This is a genomic window from Sphingomonas sp. G5, from assembly GCF_052660795.1.
On the sequence record NZ_CP109660.1, the window covers coordinates 674,790 to 690,730 of the forward strand.

General features: G+C 68.2%; 21 protein-coding genes. 13 read left to right on the forward strand and 8 right to left on the reverse strand.

The features are described 5' to 3' along the window. Positions 1–87: 87 nt before the first annotated feature. The gene (gene eno, locus NE358_RS03270; RefSeq protein WP_289941451.1) at positions 88–1,422 is read left to right on the forward strand and encodes a phosphopyruvate hydratase; all 1,335 of its coding nucleotides are present in this window, start codon (positions 88–90) and stop codon (positions 1,420–1,422) included. Here eno and NE358_RS03275 read toward each other — a convergent pair. After that, positions 1,407–2,333: a LysR family transcriptional regulator gene (locus NE358_RS03275; protein ID WP_289941453.1), complete on the reverse strand. Its 927-nt coding sequence runs from the start codon at positions 2,331–2,333 to the stop codon at positions 1,407–1,409. The genes eno and NE358_RS03275 overlap by 16 nt on opposite strands. 70 nt (positions 2,334–2,403) lie before the next feature. Here NE358_RS03275 and NE358_RS03280 point away from each other — a divergent pair, with 70 nt between their 5' ends. The 8 genes from NE358_RS03280 (at position 2,404) to NE358_RS03315 (ending at position 8,227) form a co-directional block, all read left to right on the forward strand. Then, positions 2,404–3,561: a TDT family transporter gene (locus tag NE358_RS03280; RefSeq protein WP_058749366.1), complete on the forward strand. Its 1,158-nt coding sequence runs from the start codon at positions 2,404–2,406 to the stop codon at positions 3,559–3,561. Beyond that, a complete protein-coding gene (locus NE358_RS03285) occupies positions 3,558–4,142 on the forward strand; it encodes a uracil-DNA glycosylase family protein (RefSeq protein WP_289941459.1) in 585 nt (194 codons plus the stop codon). The genes NE358_RS03280 and NE358_RS03285 overlap by 4 nt, the downstream gene beginning before the upstream one ends. 140 nt (positions 4,143–4,282) lie before the next feature. After that, positions 4,283–4,885 carry a recombinase family protein gene (locus NE358_RS03290; RefSeq protein WP_002857200.1) on the forward strand — a complete coding sequence of 201 codons (603 nt, stop codon included), beginning with the start codon at positions 4,283–4,285 and terminating at the stop codon, positions 4,883–4,885. A 6-nt stretch (positions 4,886–4,891) separates the two neighbouring features. Beyond that, a complete protein-coding gene (locus NE358_RS03295; protein ID WP_289941468.1) occupies positions 4,892–6,286 on the forward strand; it encodes a TnsB C-terminal domain-containing protein in 1,395 nt (464 codons plus the stop codon). After that, complete coding sequence (locus NE358_RS03300; protein ID WP_002857202.1) at positions 6,283–7,095, forward strand: AAA family ATPase; 813 nt, start codon at positions 6,283–6,285, stop codon at positions 7,093–7,095. The genes NE358_RS03295 and NE358_RS03300 overlap by 4 nt, the downstream gene beginning before the upstream one ends. Positions 7,096–7,152: 57 nt before the next feature. Continuing rightward, entirely contained in the window at positions 7,153–7,311 is a 159-nt protein-coding gene (locus tag NE358_RS03305) for a hypothetical protein (protein ID WP_289942644.1), read from the forward strand. 171 nt (positions 7,312–7,482) lie between these two features. After that, the gene (locus NE358_RS03310; RefSeq protein ID WP_246077928.1) at positions 7,483–7,695 is read left to right on the forward strand and encodes a nuclease; all 213 of its coding nucleotides are present in this window, start codon (positions 7,483–7,485) and stop codon (positions 7,693–7,695) included. Positions 7,696–7,840: 145 nt separating this feature from the next. Then, positions 7,841–8,227, forward strand: a complete 387-nt coding sequence (locus NE358_RS03315; RefSeq protein ID WP_103207080.1) for a DUF3021 domain-containing protein — start codon at positions 7,841–7,843, stop codon at positions 8,225–8,227. Positions 8,228–8,312: 85 nt separating this feature from the next. On the opposite strand, the gene NE358_RS03320 is transcribed toward NE358_RS03315, so the two are convergent. After that, complete coding sequence (locus tag NE358_RS03320; RefSeq protein ID WP_289941474.1) at positions 8,313–8,714, reverse strand: four-helix bundle copper-binding protein; 402 nt, start codon at positions 8,712–8,714, stop codon at positions 8,313–8,315. A gap of 239 nt (positions 8,715–8,953) precedes the next feature. Beyond that, on the reverse strand, positions 8,954–10,204 hold the full coding sequence (locus NE358_RS03325; protein WP_289941475.1) for a multidrug effflux MFS transporter: 1,251 nt from the start codon (positions 10,202–10,204) through the stop codon (positions 8,954–8,956). Positions 10,205–10,249: 45 nt separating this feature from the next. On the opposite strand from NE358_RS03325, the gene NE358_RS03330 reads away from it, so the two are divergent. Beyond that, the gene (locus NE358_RS03330; protein ID WP_289941477.1) at positions 10,250–10,714 is read left to right on the forward strand and encodes a MarR family winged helix-turn-helix transcriptional regulator; all 465 of its coding nucleotides are present in this window, start codon (positions 10,250–10,252) and stop codon (positions 10,712–10,714) included. A 90-nt stretch (positions 10,715–10,804) separates the two neighbouring features. Then, the gene (locus NE358_RS03335) at positions 10,805–11,167 is read left to right on the forward strand and encodes a VOC family protein (RefSeq protein WP_103206641.1); all 363 of its coding nucleotides are present in this window, start codon (positions 10,805–10,807) and stop codon (positions 11,165–11,167) included. Between the two features lie 42 nt (positions 11,168–11,209). Here the strand turns inward: NE358_RS03335 and NE358_RS03340 are convergent, their stop codons facing one another. The 5 genes from NE358_RS03340 to NE358_RS03360 all read right to left on the reverse strand — a co-directional run bounded on the left by NE358_RS03340 (position 11,210) and on the right by NE358_RS03360 (position 13,743). Next, on the reverse strand, positions 11,210–11,812 hold the full coding sequence (locus NE358_RS03340; RefSeq protein ID WP_289941479.1) for a hypothetical protein: 603 nt from the start codon (positions 11,810–11,812) through the stop codon (positions 11,210–11,212). A 57-nt stretch (positions 11,813–11,869) separates the two neighbouring features. Continuing rightward, entirely contained in the window at positions 11,870–12,112 is a 243-nt protein-coding gene (locus tag NE358_RS03345; protein ID WP_289941481.1) for a DUF1653 domain-containing protein, read from the reverse strand. Next, a complete protein-coding gene (locus NE358_RS03350) occupies positions 12,109–12,465 on the reverse strand; it encodes a hypothetical protein (RefSeq protein ID WP_289941483.1) in 357 nt (118 codons plus the stop codon). Before NE358_RS03350 ends, NE358_RS03345 begins: the two co-directional genes overlap by 4 nt. A 144-nt stretch (positions 12,466–12,609) precedes the next feature. Further along, positions 12,610–13,080: a hypothetical protein gene (locus tag NE358_RS03355; protein ID WP_289941485.1), complete on the reverse strand. Its 471-nt coding sequence runs from the start codon at positions 13,078–13,080 to the stop codon at positions 12,610–12,612. A 162-nt stretch (positions 13,081–13,242) separates the two neighbouring features. Then, on the reverse strand, positions 13,243–13,743 hold the full coding sequence (locus NE358_RS03360) for a small multidrug efflux protein (RefSeq protein WP_103206636.1): 501 nt from the start codon (positions 13,741–13,743) through the stop codon (positions 13,243–13,245). Positions 13,744–13,947: 204 nt separating this feature from the next. Here NE358_RS03360 and NE358_RS03365 point away from each other — a divergent pair, with 204 nt between their 5' ends. Both NE358_RS03365 and NE358_RS03370 read left to right on the forward strand, forming a co-directional pair. Further along, a complete protein-coding gene (locus NE358_RS03365; protein WP_103206635.1) occupies positions 13,948–14,235 on the forward strand; it encodes a hypothetical protein in 288 nt (95 codons plus the stop codon). A gap of 332 nt (positions 14,236–14,567) precedes the next feature. Then, entirely contained in the window at positions 14,568–15,851 is a 1,284-nt protein-coding gene (locus NE358_RS03370; RefSeq protein WP_289941487.1) for a calcium:cation antiporter family protein, read from the forward strand. Positions 15,852–15,941 lie beyond the last annotated feature (90 nt).

Here is a 15,941-nt window from a genome sequence, read left to right on the forward strand (position 1 = left end):
TCCCTCCGCCTCCCCGCGGCTTTCCCTTCCAACCACACCCCAGCTCGACGCATGAACCGAACCGAACCGAACCGAAGGAGCGTCACCGTGAACGACTACATCAGCGGCATCCACCACCACGGAGCCCATCAGGGCGAGTACGTCACTCACCACGACCACCCGATCACCATCGACGCTGTGCACGGCGCCCGCATCCTCGACTCCCGCGGCTACCCGACCGTCCGCGTGTCCCTCGAGCTGGAAGACGGCCGCACCGTCACGGGGGACGCCCCCGCGGGCGCATCCACCGGCGCCCACGAAGCCGTCGAGCTCCGTGACGGCGGTTCCGCGTTTGGCGGCCGTGACGTCACTCAGGCGCTTCACCTGATCGACACCGACATCTCAGGGCTCCTCACCGGCCGGTCTTGGTCGGCGATCGGGCGGATCGATGCCGCCCTTGCCGAACTCGACGGCACCACCGGGTACCGCCGGCTCGGCGGGAACAGCATCGTCGCGACCTCGATCGCCGCCTCCCGGGCTCTTGCCCATGCCGCGGACCTGCCGCTCTGGCAGTGGATCGCCGAGATCACCGGAAGCACGCCGCGGATGCCGGTCCCGCACTTCAACGTCCTCAACGGCGGCGCGCACGCAGCGAACAAGCTGGACTTCCAGGAGTTCATGATCGCCCCCGTCGCAGCGACGTCGATGGCCGACGCCGTCCGCATCGGCGCGGACGTCTACCATGCTCTCGCGGCCCTGGTTCAGGACCGGTTCGGCAGCCTCGGCCTCGGCGACGAGGGCGGCTTCGCACCGTCGATTGCCGCCCCGGAGGAAGCGCTCGACCTGCTGGTCGCTGCGATCCGTACCGCCGGCTACGAGCCGGGCGTCGATCAGGTGGCGATCGCGCTCGATCCGGCAGCGAACGAGTTCTCCCAGGGCGACGGCTCCTACCGGGTGCTCGACGAAAGCCTCGACCGGGACGGGCTGGTCGACTACTACCGGCATCTGGTCGACGCATATCCGATCCGGAGCATCGAAGACGGGTTCGCGGAGGACGACCATGAGGGGTTCCGCCGCATGCAAGCGGCGCTCGGAGACCGAATCCAGATCGTCGGCGACGACCTCTACGTCACCGACCCACAGCGGATCCGCGACGGCGGCGAGCAGCAGCTGACGAACGCGGCACTGATCAAGCCGAACCAGATCGGGACCGTCTCCCAGACCCTCGGCGCGATCGCCACCGCCAAGAGCATCGGGATGGCCAGCATGGTCTCCCACCGTTCTGGGGAGACCACGGACACGTTCATCGCGGACCTCGTTGTCGGGACCGGCACCGGGCAGATCAAGTCCGGTGCACCCGCCCGCGGGGAACGCGTCGCGAAGTACAACCGGCTCACCGAGATCGCCGAGCAGCACCCGGAGCTGCCCTACGGACTGATCTGACCACCGGTACTCGAGCTGCGGACGGTGTCCAGGAACGCCGTCACAGCGGTGCCCGGGCGGCCTGACCAGATCGCTCGCAGCGGCCGGATCAGTGGCGGGCCGAGCAGTAGCGCCCGGACGAGGGCACCGTCTTCGAGGTCAGTGTCGACGGTGCGGAGACTCATCACCGCGGGCGCGATGCCCGCTCGAGCGTTGGCGCGGATGATGCCAGTCGTTTCCAGCACTGCAGCCGGCGGGACCAGGGTCAGACCCGCGTCGTCGAGCCACGCTTCGACCGTGGAGCGGGTGCCGGACCCTTCCTCACGGAGCAGCAGGGGCGTCTCCGCGAGGTCATCCGAGGTGATGGCCGAAGCGCTTGCCCAAGGATGGTGCGGAGCGACGACGACCACGAGTTCGTCCTCATCGACCACCAACGATGAGAGGCCAATCGGCGCAGCAGGAGTCTCCGTGAACCCGACGTCGGCAGCGCCGGAACGGACGAGGTCGGTCACGTCGGCGGAGTTCCCCGCGATCAAACGCACCGACGCATCCGGCGCGGCAGCACGGTGGGTGAGCAGCCATCCGGGCAGCAGGAGTTCGGCGATCGTCTGCGACGCTGCGACCACGAGGGATCCCGCCGGTTCCCGCAGCGCGGCGACGCCTGCTTCAAGCCGCCGGGAGGCCTCCAACACCGGGACGGCGAGACCGAGCACCACCCGGCCGGCGTCGGTCAGCGCGGTCCCGGATGCCGTCCGGTGCGCCAGCGGCTGACCGGTCGCCTGCTCCGCGGCACGCAAGCGCGCAGACACCGCCTGCTGTGTCACCCCCAACACCTCGGCCGCGCGGGTCAACGACCCGGTCTCCGCGACGCGGACGAGGACCTCGAGGGTGTCGAGGTCCAGGATCCGGTCCGTCAACCGCCGCAGTGCCACAAGTAACCATTGTGCCCTGCCAACGAGTTCGCCGTTCCCGAACCACGGGGCACACGCGCACGATGGGTGCATGTCCGCTCACCTCGCCCACGCACCCGCAGCCTCTGAGCACGGTGTGCGCGACCGGCGGCTGTTCCGGGAGCTGGAGCGGCCCGGCCTGATCGTGTCGAACCTGACCCCGAACTGGTTCGCGTCGATCATGGGGACCGGGATCGTCGCCGTCGCGGCCGCGTCGTTACCGCTGCAGTTCCCCGGTCTGCGCACGGCGGCGACGGTCGTCTGGGCGATCGCGGCGGTCCTGCTCGTCGCCCTCACCATCGCGACGGTCCTGCACTGGGTCCGCTACCGGAGCACCGCAGCGAAGCACCACCTCAACCCGGTGATTTCCCACTTCTACGGCGCACCGCCCATGGCGTTCCTCACCGTCGGCGCCGGCACGATCCTCCTCGGCAAGGACTGGATCGGCCTCCCCGCCGCCGTCACCGTCGACTGGGTCCTCTGGACCATCGGCACCATCGGCGGCCTGCTCACCGCGGTCCTGGTGCCGTACCTGGCGTTCACCCGCCACGAGAACACGCCCGAATCCGCGTTCGGCGGCTGGCTGATGCCGATCGTCCCGCCGATGGTGTCCGCCTCGACCGGTGCGCTCCTCCTGCCGTATGCCCCCGCCGGGCAGGCACGGGAGACCCTGCTGTGGTCCTGCTACGGCTTCTTCGGCCTCAGCCTCATCACGTCCCTGGTCGTCATTACGCTGATCTGGAACCGTCTCGCGCAACACAAGGTCGGTGCCGCCGGTATGGTGCCGACCCTGTGGATCGTCCTCGGACCGGTCGGACAGTCCATCACCGCGGTAAACCTCCTCGCATCGAACGCCCCCGCCGTCGTCGACGCGTCGACCGCCCACGCACTGCTGGTCGTGGCGCTGGTGTACGGGTTCGCGATGCTCGGCTTCGCGCTGCTGTGGACCGTCATCGCCCTCGCCATCACCATCCGCACCGCCCGCGAACATCTGCCGTTCAGCCTGACCTGGTGGTCATTCACGTTCCCCGTCGGCACCTGCGTCACCGGCCTGAACGGCCTGGCCCTGCACTCCGGACTCACCGTCGTCGCCGTCCTCGCAGTCGTCTACTACGTGGGCCTCGTCGCCGCGTGGATCACCGTTGCCGTCCGCACCTTCCACGGCTCCGTCATCCGCGGCACACTCCTCGCACCACCACAGCCGGCATGAGCACCCCCGACGAACTCGCGGACGAGGTCGCGGACGTTCGATCCCTGAACGCCCTCGCCGAGGCATGGCGCACCGCACCCGACGGTTCACGGCGGTTCGTCCCGAACTTCGACCCGAGATCCGGCGGCACATCCAGCCGCGTCCTGGTCCTCATGCAGTCGCCCGGCCCCCAGACGATCGCCACAGCGCACACGGCGATCTGCAGCGAGGACAACCCGGGCCCGACCGCGGCCGCGTTCCGCGCAGCCCGCATCGAGTCCGGACTCGCACGCAACGACTACCTCCGCTGGAACCTCATCCCGTGGGAGATCCTCGGCCGCGTCCGACCTGTGGACATCGACGAGGGGCGACACGCCCTCGAAACTCTGCTCAAGGTGCTCCCCGTGCTCGATGCCATCGTCACGTACGGTACCGCCGCCCTCGACGGAGTCATGCGGCACCTCACCCTGGACGAGCACCCCCGACTCGTACCCGTCATCGCGGCACCACACCCCTCTCCGGCCAACGGCCGCCATCGCGCGGAACAACAACGACGTTCCGTCCAAGCGCTCCGGCTCGCGGCGCTGACTCACCGGCTGTAGCAAATACGAACGACTCCGCTACAACTGCCCGTGCCGACGGTTCGGCAGCGTGTGAGGCGGCGTGTCTTGTAACGGAACCCAATCCCGGAATCTACGTGCCGCCACTACCCCTCCTGGTCGAGTTTCGCTACGTTCTCTCCATGGGTCACCTCCTCGGGTACGCGCGCGTGTCCACCACCGACCAGGACGCGTCGCTACAGATCGACGCGCTGGGCGCCGCCGGCTGCTACCGCGTGTTCGTCGACACCATGTCCGGGTCGCTGCAACACCGGCCCGAGCTCGACAAGCTCCTCGACCAGCTCCGCCCCGGCGACACTCTCGTCGTCTGGCGACTCGACCGGCTCGGTCGATCCATCCGGCACCTCATCGACCAGCTGCACGCACTCGCCGAACGCGGCATCGGGTTCCGGTCGCTGCAGGAGACCATCGACACCACCTCACCCGGTGGCCGGCTTGTGTTCCACGTCTTCGCTGCGCTGGCGGAGTTCGAACGGGACCTCATCAAGGAACGCACCAACGCCGGCCTCGCCGCCGCCCGAGCCCGCGGCAGAACCGGCGGCCGACCATCTCGGCTCTCCGCGGACCAGGTGCGCACCGCACGCCGGCTCTACGAACAGCAGGACATGACCGTCGCGCAGATCGGCGATGTCCTCGGCGTCAGCCGCACCACCATCTACCGGACGCTCGCGAAGCACGCCGAACCTGTCGCCCGCCGACGCGCAAAGCCCTCACCGACGATGTAGCCGGTCATGGACGCGAGCGAGCGGTGGCGAATCCTTCGACTGCACGTCGAGGACGCAATCCCGCTTGCCACTCTGGCCCGCAGCACGGGCGTCACCGAGCGCACCCTGCAACGCTGGCTCGCCCGCTACCGGACAGGCGGATACGCCGCCCTCGCCGACGACGCTCGCGCCGACCATGGCGTCCGACGCACAGCACCGGAACTCGTCCGCCTGGTCGAAGGGCTTGCGCTCACCAAGCCGCGGCCGTCGATCGCCACCATTCACCGTCAGGTTGGCGTCCACTGCGCTGAACGGGGACTGCCGTCGCCGTCGTACTCCGCCGTGCGGTCGATCGTGAACGGGCTCGATCCCGGAATGGTGACGCTCGCACTCGAGGGGCCAGCGTCATACCGTGACAAACACGAGCTGCTGCTCCGACGTCGCGCGGACCGCCCGAATGCGATCTGGCAGGCGGACCACACGATGCTTGACCTGCTCATCGTCGGGCCCGACGGCAATCCCGCACGGCCGTGGTTGACGGTGATCCTCGACGACTACTCCCGCGCGATCTGCGGGTACATGGTGTTCCTCGGTGCCCCGTCAGCGGCGAACACCGCGCTCGCGCTGCGCCAAGCGATCTGGCACAAGCCGGAACCGGACTGGCCCGTCTGCGGGATCCCGGACGTGCTCTACACGGACCACGGGTCCGACTTCACCAGCCATCGTCTCGGCGACACCGCCGCTGTGCTGCACCTCCGCATCATCCACTCGCAGGTCGCCCGGCCCCAGGGGCGCGGAAAGATCGAGCGGTTCTTCGGCACGATCAACACCGAACTGCTCCCAACGCTCCCCGGCCGCCTCGCAGCCGGATCCTCGGCGCCGACGCCGGCGCTGGATCTCGGCGGCGTCGACAGTGCCATCAGCACGTTCATCCGCAGCTACAACGCCCGCACCCACCGCGAGCTCCGGACGAGCCCACTGCACGCGTGGATTGCAGACGGGTGGCTGCCACGGCTCCCGGAGTCCCTTGAACAGCTCGACGGGTTCCTGCTCACCGTCCCCACGACGCGGGTCGTGCAGCGCGATGGCATCCACTTCGAGGGCCTCCGCTACACCGCGGCCACTCTCGCGCCGTTCGTCGGTAGCACCGTGAGTGTCCGGTACGACCCACGCGACGTCACCGAGATCCGCGTCTTCCACCGCGACGTGTTCCTCTGCACCGCGATCAGCACCGAGCACCAGACCGAGACGATCAGCCTCAAGCAGATCCAAGCCGCCAGGAACGCTCACCGCCGGGCTTTACGCGGGCAGATCCACGAACGCATCGCGATCGTCAATCCCAAACTCGACGACACCACCACACCGGCAGCCGTCGAGACGGATCGGCCGCGACTGAAGACCTACGAGGAGGACCGGTCATGACGAGCCAGTTCATCGTCACCAAGGAGCACCGCCGGTTCGCAGAGTTTGCCGACGCGGTCCGGAAGCAGAACACCATCGGCGTCTGCTTCGGGCCCGCCGGCGTCGGCAAGACCCTCTCAGCGCGCCGCTACGCGCACTGGGACAGCATCGGCCCGTTCATCGCCAGGTGGGCCGCACGCAGTGAAGACGACACCAAGATCTATGCCGCGGCCCACCGCGCCCGGACCGTCTTCTACACGCCCGAGGTCTCCGCGACGATGCGCGCCCTGCAAGAGGACCTCCGGCACGACATGATCCGCACCGAACGCTGCATCGAGGAACACCTCGTCCTCCACGGCGGCCACGTCGACCACGCGCACGGCCCCAACCCGTCACTGCTCGAGCTGATCATCATCGATGAGTCCGAACGCCTCACCGGCAACGCCATCGAGTGGCTCCGCGACCAGTACGACCGAACAGGCATCGCGATGATCCTGATCGGCATGCCCGGCATCGAGAAGCAGTTCACTCACTACCCACAGCTCTACAGCCGACTCGGGTTCGCCCACCAGTACCGCCCCCTCGGCCACGACGAGCTGCTGTTCGTCCTCGAACGTCAATGGCGCAAGCTCGGCAAGACCCTCGACCCCGACGACTTCACTGACGCGCAAGCCATCGCCGCCGTCGAACGCATCACCCGCGGCAACTTCCGTCTCCTCGAACGTCTCCTCCCACAGATTCAACGTGTCCTGAAGATCAACGAGCTCGACGTCATCACCAACGACGTCGTCGAAGCCGCCCGCAGCACCCTCGTCATCGGCACCACCTAACCCGACACGGAACGCAGCGAAAACCGCGACACAGAGCGAAGCTGCTCACACGTCAGGATCGCCGTGGCCGAGCATCCGTCGACCACGCGTGAGACGCTGTTACGCCTCCTGGAGACCGATCCGCGGCGGCGCGGCGTCGTGCATCACGCGGCACGTGAGCGTCTCGAAGCCGAGGGCGTTCGCTTCGACGAAGACGGGGGGATCGTCGCCGAGTGACGCCCGGACTCTGTCGTTGACCTACGTCATCACGTGCGGTGTTACGCCCCGCTACGCCCCAGATCGCCCGCCCCCGCGGCATCCCGTAGCTTCATCTCACCAACCCCTCCGAAGGCAGGTGAAGCCATGTCCCGCACGATCTCGTCGACAGTCCACCCGATCCAGCGCTGCATGGCAGCCTCGAACCCGTCTGCCTGGTGGGACGGCCTCGTCATCGAGGCCAACGGCTCGACCGCAACGGTCGCCCTGCTGAACGGCACAACGGTTCAGCTGCGGATCGTCGGTCCGGCCGTCGATATCGAGGCGGGGGAGCCGGTGGCGTACCACCCGGTCGCCGAACTGCTCAGCGCGTCCGCGATCATCACGACCGCGCGCGCCGCATAACGGAGCGCCCGTCGACGTGAGTTCGGTGGGTGGTGCTTCGCGAACCGCTGCAGGCGATTGCGCCTTGGCGAAGTCGGGTCGCGACTGAGTTGATGCTTGTCGCGGTTGCGGGTTTGAGTCCGAGGCCCGTGATTGACTCGTGATTATGAGCCCCATTGCGCAGGCCGCCCTTCGAGGTGGCATCCCGCTCGTCATCATGGGCGGAATCGGAAGTGCGCTCCTTCTTCAAGGGCAAGCGGAGAACGGACGCGCGACGCTCGCGGTCGCCGTCATAAGCGCTGCGGTTGCCGGTACCTCGGTCATCTATCAGATCGACCGCTGGTCGCTGCGACGGCAGTCAATTCTTCACTTCGCGATCATGGCGGTGACCGTGTTGCCTGCCCTTTTTCTCAGCGGATGGTTTGCGATAGATACTCCCGCTGGCGTTCTTCTTGTTATCAGCTTGTTTCTGTTTGTGGGATTCGTCCTCTGGTCGAGCTTCTACCTGATCTTCCGCGCGATTAACGCTCGGCCGGCGCGAGCATCGCGCTGAGAAGCACCTCGCCCGCTCCCTGGTTGATGGCTGAAAAGCCGAGCGGCCGCCGACGACACGTCAGCGGCCGCGCGAAGAGGAGAACTCAGGCGGTCATCGAGGACATCATGGCCTCGCACTTCATGACCATGTCGTCGCAGGCCATAGCGCAGTAGCGGCACATCTCGTCCATGTCGCCGTGCGCGCGGCACTCGGCGGCGCACGCCTTGCCCATGGTCATGCAGGCGGTCATCATGGCGCTCATCACGTCCATGTTCATTCCGGCCGGACGCATCATCATGTGCATCGTCGCCTGAGCCATCTCGACCATGTTCGAGCACATGGCGCAGCACGTGGCCATCTCGGCGCCATGCATCATGTCGCTGCCGGCGCACATCGCCGCGGCCATCGCACACGCGTTGAGCGACTGCATGCATTCCTGCATGGCATCCATGTCCATGGTCATCTCGCCCATGTCCATCGACTTCATCATGTCCATCGTGTCCATCTGGATCTCCCGTGCTCTCGTCGGTTCGGAGGAACCGGAGGCCGCGGAGGGACTCCGGCGTAACCGAATGCTACGCCCGCGGCCCGGGCGATCGACAGGCCTCGGAGCAGGTTGATCAGGTCGCCGTCTCGTTGTATCGGGATCACCGCCGCTGGCCCTTCGGAGGCTGACCGTCGGCTACTTCGTGGCCGGAGCTCGAAGCGCTGCCCGGGGCTCTGCTGCTGTCGTCACCGCATCCGTCAAGACGCCGAGGTGCCCGCGCTCGAGCGCCGCGTGACCGCGAGGGCTACGGCCGCAATCGCGGCGGCGACGACCATGACGACAGCCAGCGGTGCGGCGGTGCCCTCTCCGCCCAGACTCACCAGCGGCGAGACCAACGCGGCGAGACCGAACTGCAGTGCTCCGAGCACGGCCGAGGCGCTTCCGGCGATCTGGGGGACGGCGCTGAGCGCCAGGGCGGTGGCGTTTCCGAACACCAGGCCCAGCGACCCGACGGCGGTGAACAGCGGCACCGTGAGCCAGAAAGCCGGCGCTCCGAAGAAGACGAGCAGGGCGAAGGCGACGGCAGAGGCGGTTACCAGCGCGATCCCGAGCGTCAAGACGCTCTCGACCGAACGGGTGGCGGTGAGCTTGGGTGACAGGGCGCTCACGACCACCAGCGCCAGCGCATTCAGGCCGAAGAGCAGGCCGTAGGCAACCGTGTCGAGTCCGAGCATGTTCTGGTACAAAAACGGCGACGCCGAGATGTACGCCATCATCACCGCGAAGCCGAAGGCGAACACGGCCGTGTAACCGATGAAGGTTCGCGACCGCAGTGCGCGAAGGGGAGACCCGGATGCCACCCGCTCGGCGCGCAGCATGTCGCGGCGGGCGCGCAGATGCGTCTCGCGCACCACGGCGAGCACGGCGACGAGCATGGCCACCGAGAGTCCCAGAACGATCGCCAGCAGGCCGCGCCACCCGATCGGTCCGACGAGCAGGCCCCCGAGGAGCGGTGCCACGACCGGGGCGACACCGCCCACGATCATCATGAGCGAGAAGGCACGCGCGGCGGCCTTGCCGGTCGACAGGTCGGAGATGACCGCGCGACCGATGACCATTCCCGCTGCCCCACCGAGGCCCTGGAACAGACGCGCGGCGACGAGGACGGCGACGTTGGGCGCGAACACCGCGACGGCGCTCGCGAGCACGCAGAGGGCGGCGCCGACGACGAGGGGCGGGACGCGGCCGAAGCGGTCGGAGAGCGGGCCGAAGACGAGCTGCCCGACGGTCACGCCGATGAGGAACGCCGTCAGTGTGAGTTGCACGGTCGTGGCCGAAGTCGCCAGCTCGACGGTCATCTGCGGGAACGCCGGCAGGTAGAGATCGGTGGCGAAAGGTGCGACGGCGCTCAGGAGCCCGAGTACCAACAGGAGCGGCGTCGTGATGCCCTTCGGATGAAGGGAAAGGGGTGCCGCCGGGGTGCGGAGGGAGCCGGTGTCGATCGTCATAGTTATGAAAGCATAACCGAATGATGCGGCTGTTACAGTAGAGCCGTGACCCCCTCGGTCTCTGATGGTGCTCTCGCCGAGCTTGCCGACGTCGTGATGCGCGTCGCGCGCGAGATCGATCCGAAGGGGCCACAGGCGCCCGACATCGTGCCGCTCACCGGCACGGAAGCCCTCGTCATGAGATGGGTGCACCACAATCCCGGCGCCTCACCGAGCGCCGTCGCCAGAGCGACAGCGTTGCAGCGCAGCAACTGCAGCGTCGCGCTGCGCTCGCTGGTCGCGAAGGGCCTGATCGAGCGTCAGACCGCCCCGGATGACGCCCGAGTGACGCGCCTGCATCCGACCGCTCTTGCGGATGAGAGCGTGCAGAAGCTTCATGCGTACTGGGCAGACCGCCTGCGGAGGGCGCTCGACGGCGATGAAGCCGGAGTGCAGGCGGCGGCGGCCCTGCTCGCCCGCATAGAAGAGGAACTGCGCCACGGTGGCGACCCTCCGCCGATGTCAAGCTGAGGTCGCGCTGCGACAGAGCTTCGGGGGAGTTGATCACGTGGTGCAGCGGGCGGGGCGCGAAGAAGTCGTTCCGCTGCGAACATCGTTGGAATGAAGGTCCGTTTCGCGCGTCACACCGACCATCTCGACGACATCGTTCGGTTCTACCGCGACGGGGTCGGGCTCCCCGTGCTGGGCGGCTTCGAGGATCATGCGGGATACGACGGGGTGTTCCTCGATCTCCCCGGAAGTGGCGCGCATCTGGAGTTCACCACGGGCGGCGGTCACTCGGCGCCGATGCCGGATCCTGAGTCGGTGCTCGTTCTGTACTTCGACGACGACGAGGAACGCCAGAGCATCGCGGCTCGCCTTGCCGGGCGAGAGGTTTCGCCCTCGAACCCCTATTGGCGGACGCACGCTCTGGCGTTCGCCGACCCCGACGGGTTCCAGGTGCTCCTCGTCTTGGAGCGGTGAGGACGGCGTCGACCAAGCCTTGGGTCTGCAAAAGCCCTCGTCCTAGCGTGCCCGGATGCCGACCGACTTCAGCTCCAGCCCGGCGAGGCGCTGCATGATGACGGGGTCGCCTCGACGCCAGGCGCTCACAGCGTCGGGATCGACTTTCGCGAGAACGCCGACCTTCTGATGCGTGAGGGCCCGCAGGGCGAGAAGGTCGGTAGTGAGGCCTGAACGCACCAGGTTGCGGGTGCGCGTCGCGCGCGAGATGAAGCGCAGCCGCGGGACGAGCCACACCAGCAGAACGATGAGGATCGGCAAACCCGCGACTCCCACGCCGAGGGCGATCGCCGCCTGCCGGACGAGGTCTTGCTGTGTCTGGCCGACGGCCGCGAGGGTGTCGCCCGCGGAGCTCGCCGTGGTGAACGGACCGCTGATCCCCTCGCCGATGAACGGGACTCCTCCGAGGCGGGTGCCGGCGTCGGACATCGACGCGCGGAAGTCCACGCCGGTCGACTGTATCTGGCGGCCCAACTGCGCGAGCTGGTCGACGGCGGAGAAGACGGTGACCCCGGCGGTGATGCTCAGCGCAATGAGCACGAGCGCGATGAGGTCGACGGTCACCTGACGCGCGCGCTGCACGGCGAAGTCGGAATACAGTTTCACGCCGTCACTCTCCCACGCGGGGTATGCGATCGCGGGGAACGAGGAATGGGCGCCGCGTCAGGTCGACGGGCCGACGCGCCGGAACCGCGGGCCCGAGTAGCCGTCGCGTTCGACGTGCTCGGTGAACATCTCGACCGGGCGCACCCAGGACGAGTGATCGCCATAGAGCGTGCGGTACGAGACGAAGACCTCTTCGGTCTCCGAGTGCTTCGCGGTGCCGAAGACCTCGTAGCGCTGGCCTTTGAAGTGCTCGTAGATGCCGGGTTCGATATCGACCGGCTCGCTGCCGTCGGTCTTCACGACAGTTCGGCAGGAGCCGTGCTGACCGCGCCGTCGGTGCGCGACTGCAGGTACTCGCAGAGCTTGCCGGTCGTGAAGAGTTCTTCACCGAGGGCGATGAGGTGGCTGCCCGAGAGCGGGAACTCGCCGGAGCGTTCGGAGAGGGATGCCGTCCACTTCCGCTCGCAGTCGACGTTCAGCGAGATCGACGCGGGTCCGTGGTTGAGGTGGATTGCCACCATGCCGGATTCGAGGTGCTCGGGGTCGTCCTGACGCAGGACGTGCACGGTGGCGTGGGCGACACGGTCGTGCTTCTCGTACTCGGTGACCCACTCGTGGATCTCGGCGTAGGTGGGACGAGCGGCGCAGGTCATGTGTCGAGACTAGCCGTCCGGGCCTCGCGCGACGGCTGCTCTCATGCACCCTCTCGCGGCGATCAGAACGGCGCGGTCAGCGTGTGAGGTGGAGCACGACGAGACAGGCGCCGGCCGCCCAGCTCCGCGTCAGGTTCGGTCGTGTCAGCTGCCGGACCGCTGCACGCCAGCGAGATCGTGCAGGCCGCGGAAGCCCGCCTCGTGCTGCTCCCGGAGGGCCTCCCACCCGGCACTCGGGTCCATCGACTCGGGAGAGGGAATCGCTACCGCGAACCCGTGCTGGGCGCGCGGAACCGCCTCGCCGGGCAGCCGCAACTCCTGCGTGAATGCGCCGGTATCGGGCGCGAACGTCAGGGTGTGCGCGGCGATGTCGTGGTCCCAGTCGGCCGACGGCCACGACATGAAGGCGACGTGGCGCGGGGGATCGAGCGGGGCCGTGACGGACACCCAGCAGCCGTGGTGATCTTCGCCGGGGGAGAGGATCGTGTACGTCCCGCCCTCGCGGTAGATCAGCAGCGCTTCGCGGAACGGCTTTTGCGAGAACATGGCCGTGTAATAGAGGGCTTGCGCGTAGATCGGCTGTCCGAGGGTCAGGGTGACAGTCTGCTGCGGCATCGGGTGGGTGTCCTCTCGAATGCGGGCGGGGTCTCCTCTATCCAGCCATGCGAGCCGCGGGCCGAGGTTGCGCGGAGCGAGGTCTTCGCTATGACGTTGCTGACCGCGCGCGGAACTCAGCGCAGACGTCGAGACGCGGCATCCCTCGTCCGAAGGGAAATCTCACGCCACCGCCCGGACCACCCCCGTGATGATCAGCGTGATCACCGTCGTCCACAGCACGATCGCGGCGGCCTGCCAGGCGAGCACGCGCATCGGCGGCACGCCGGTGGAGGTGAGGGCCGCGGCGGTGAACTGCGTCGGCAGCAGCAGGGGGCCGAGCAGGCTCACGCCCGGGGTTCCGTAGCGGTGGTAGGCCTTTTCGAACTTCTCGCGGCGGGCGGTCGGGGGCTTCTCGATGGCGCCGCGGCGGGTGGTGACGGCGGTGCGCACGCGAGAGGTCGCGAGCACGACCACGGCGACGCAGATGATGTTGCCGACCGCGCCGGCGATGGCGGCGACGATCGGAGGGATGCCGCCGATGATGCCGATCGCCGCGGCACCTTCGCCCTCGATGAACGGCACGGCACCCGCGAGGGCGAGGATGAGCGGTTGGACGAGGTCGGGCACGTCGGCGACGAGGCCCTGGAAGCCGAGGATGAGGTCCGACACGGGATTCGACATGGGGACTCCGGGGGAATGAGGACGCGGCGTGTTCCGCGGTGATTCCATCCCATCGGCGGGCGGCTCGTCGCGGCAGTGTCGCGGTGTCACGACCGGGCGGGAAAATGCGGCGCCCCACCCCTGACGAATGTCAGGGGTGGCCTTCACGGCGTCTTCCGGATCGCGTATCGTCGCAAGCCCCGTGGCCGATCCGAAGGAGGAACCGTGCCGAGCTTCCTCGTGTGGATCGAGTACCTCTTCTGGGCGGTCATCGCGGTCGGGGTGCTCGTTCGTCTCGGCGTCGCGCTCGGACGTCGTCGCTCGGGCCGGCGCAAAGACGCCGTGCGACAGGCGATCCGCCCCGTGATCGATGCGGGTGCGGTCGAGTCCGCGTTCTACGGATGGACGCCATCGACCTCGGGGCAGCTTCGGCAGGAGCCCACCTCGATCGAGACGGCGCAGGACCGCGACCGCGTTCCGCCCGAGCTCCCCGACGACCGACCGCTGAGGTGACGCTCCCGCGGCATCCGCGCCGGATTTCGGACAGCCTGAACACTGGGAATGCCGCTCGGCGACCCGCGTCATCACGGGGTGAGGCAACCCGAAATCCTGTCAATCGCGCTCTCAGCTTGCGTTCAGAAATATCGCTGGCCGAGGCTGGAGGCAACGAAGGGGAGTAGCTCCGGGCCGCCTCCGGCCCGCGGCGGTGTCGACATACTGGCGTTCACGATGATCGCCCGGCATCCCACCTCGACCGCTCAGCGGTGAGGCGAGCGAGACCTTCGGCCCGCCCAGGCCGAAGCGTCGCTGTCCCGTCTTCGGTCGCGTCCGACCGGAGTTCTTCCATGCCACGCGCTCTCATCCGCCGTATCGGCCTGTGCCTGCTGATCGCGGCCCCCGCGATCGTCTTCCGGGTGCTCGGGTTCCACCCGAACGCCGTGCTCGATCTCATCGTCTTCGGTGCGGCCGTCGTCGCCGCGAGCTTCCTTCTGGCGTGGGCCGCCGAGGCCGCGCAGAAAGACATCTCGGGCCCGCTGGCCATCGCCATCCTCGCCCTGATCGCCGTGCTCCCGGAGTACGCGGTCGACCTCTACTACGCGTTCCGGTCGGGGTACGACCCGTCGTACGAGCAGTTCGCGGCGGCGAACATGACCGGCTCGAACCGGCTCCTTCTCGGCTTCGGGTGGCCGCTCGTCGTGATCGTGGCGTTGACGGTCGCGAACCGCGTCGCGAAGAGCAAGAAGGCCGCACGGGTGACGTTCCTGCAGCTGCCGCGCGAATCCCGCCTCGACGTGGGCTTCCTCGCGGTGCTCGCGGTCGTCGCCTTCGCGATCCCGCTGCTCGGCCACATCCCGATCTGGTTCGGACTCGTCCTCATCGCCGCGTTCGCCTTCTACCTCTGGCGCGCAAGCCAGGCCGAGAGCGACGGCGAGGAGCACTTCGTCGGCCCCGCCGCGCTCATCGCCGACCTGCCCCAGCGGCCGCGCCGCCTCACCGTCATCGCGCTGTTCGTCGTGGCCGCGGCCATCATCCTCGCGTGCGCCGAACCGTTCGCCGAGGCGCTCGTGGAGTCGGGTTCTGCGCTGGGAATCGACAGCTATTTCCTCGTGCAGTGGCTGGCGCCGCTGGCATCCGAGGCTCCCGAATTCATCATCGCCGTGATGTTCGCGCTGCGCGGGATGGGGGCTGCCGCCATCGGCACCCTCATCGCGTCGAAGATCAATCAGTGGAGCCTGCTGGTCGGCTCGCTGCCCCTCGCGCACTTCTTCGGCGGCGGTGGGGGAGACCTTCCCCTCGACGCGCGCCAGATCGAGGAGTTCGTGCTCACCGGTTCGCAGACCGTGATGGGCGTGGCCATCATCATGGCGCTGCGGTTCCACTGGTGGTCGGCGGCGTCTCTCGCGGCGATCTTCGCGGTGCAGTTCTTCGTCACCGACACCGGAGGCCGGTACATCCTGTCGGGGGTGCAGATCGCGATCGCGATCGTCGCGCTGATCATCCACCGACGCAGCATCCTGCCGACGCTGGCGGCGCCGTTCCGCCGTCGGGTCCGCGGCGACGGGAGCGACGATGCGCTTCTCGCGGGTGCGGAGCCGGCGGCGTCGGGACCGCGACGAGAGGGCGCCTGAGCGGACGGCGGGCACGGAACCCAACCCGTGCCCGCCCCCTCTCGCGGGGCCGTCCTGCCCCGCCCGTGACGAATGTCATGCCCGTACTGT

Excerpts from the sequence above, each read along its gene's own strand:
- NE358_RS03335 (WP_103206641.1), top strand. The coding sequence starts at position 10,805 with ATGAAGGTCCGTTTCGCGCGTCACACCGACCATCTCGACGACATCGTT.
- NE358_RS03285 (WP_289941459.1), top strand. The coding sequence starts at position 3,558 with ATGAGCACCCCCGACGAACTCGCGGACGAGGTCGCGGACGTTCGATCC.
- NE358_RS03350 (WP_289941483.1), bottom strand. The coding sequence starts at position 12,465 with ATGACCTGCGCCGCTCGTCCCACCTACGCCGAGATCCACGAGTGGGTC.
- NE358_RS03295 (WP_289941468.1), top strand. The coding sequence starts at position 4,892 with ATGGACGCGAGCGAGCGGTGGCGAATCCTTCGACTGCACGTCGAGGAC.
- NE358_RS03370 (WP_289941487.1), top strand. The coding sequence starts at position 14,568 with ATGCCACGCGCTCTCATCCGCCGTATCGGCCTGTGCCTGCTGATCGCG.
- NE358_RS03355 (WP_289941485.1), bottom strand. The coding sequence starts at position 13,080 with ATGCCGCAGCAGACTGTCACCCTGACCCTCGGACAGCCGATCTACGCG.
- NE358_RS03325 (WP_289941475.1), bottom strand. The coding sequence starts at position 10,204 with ATGACGATCGACACCGGCTCCCTCCGCACCCCGGCGGCACCCCTTTCC.
- NE358_RS03320 (WP_289941474.1), bottom strand. The coding sequence starts at position 8,714 with ATGGACACGATGGACATGATGAAGTCGATGGACATGGGCGAGATGACC.
- NE358_RS03300 (WP_002857202.1), top strand. The coding sequence starts at position 6,283 with ATGACGAGCCAGTTCATCGTCACCAAGGAGCACCGCCGGTTCGCAGAG.
- NE358_RS03315 (WP_103207080.1), top strand. The coding sequence starts at position 7,841 with ATGAGCCCCATTGCGCAGGCCGCCCTTCGAGGTGGCATCCCGCTCGTC.
- NE358_RS03310 (WP_246077928.1), top strand. The coding sequence starts at position 7,483 with ATGGCAGCCTCGAACCCGTCTGCCTGGTGGGACGGCCTCGTCATCGAG.
- NE358_RS03290 (WP_002857200.1), top strand. The coding sequence starts at position 4,283 with ATGGGTCACCTCCTCGGGTACGCGCGCGTGTCCACCACCGACCAGGAC.
- NE358_RS03280 (WP_058749366.1), top strand. The coding sequence starts at position 2,404 with ATGTCCGCTCACCTCGCCCACGCACCCGCAGCCTCTGAGCACGGTGTG.
- NE358_RS03360 (WP_103206636.1), bottom strand. The coding sequence starts at position 13,743 with ATGTCGAATCCCGTGTCGGACCTCATCCTCGGCTTCCAGGGCCTCGTC.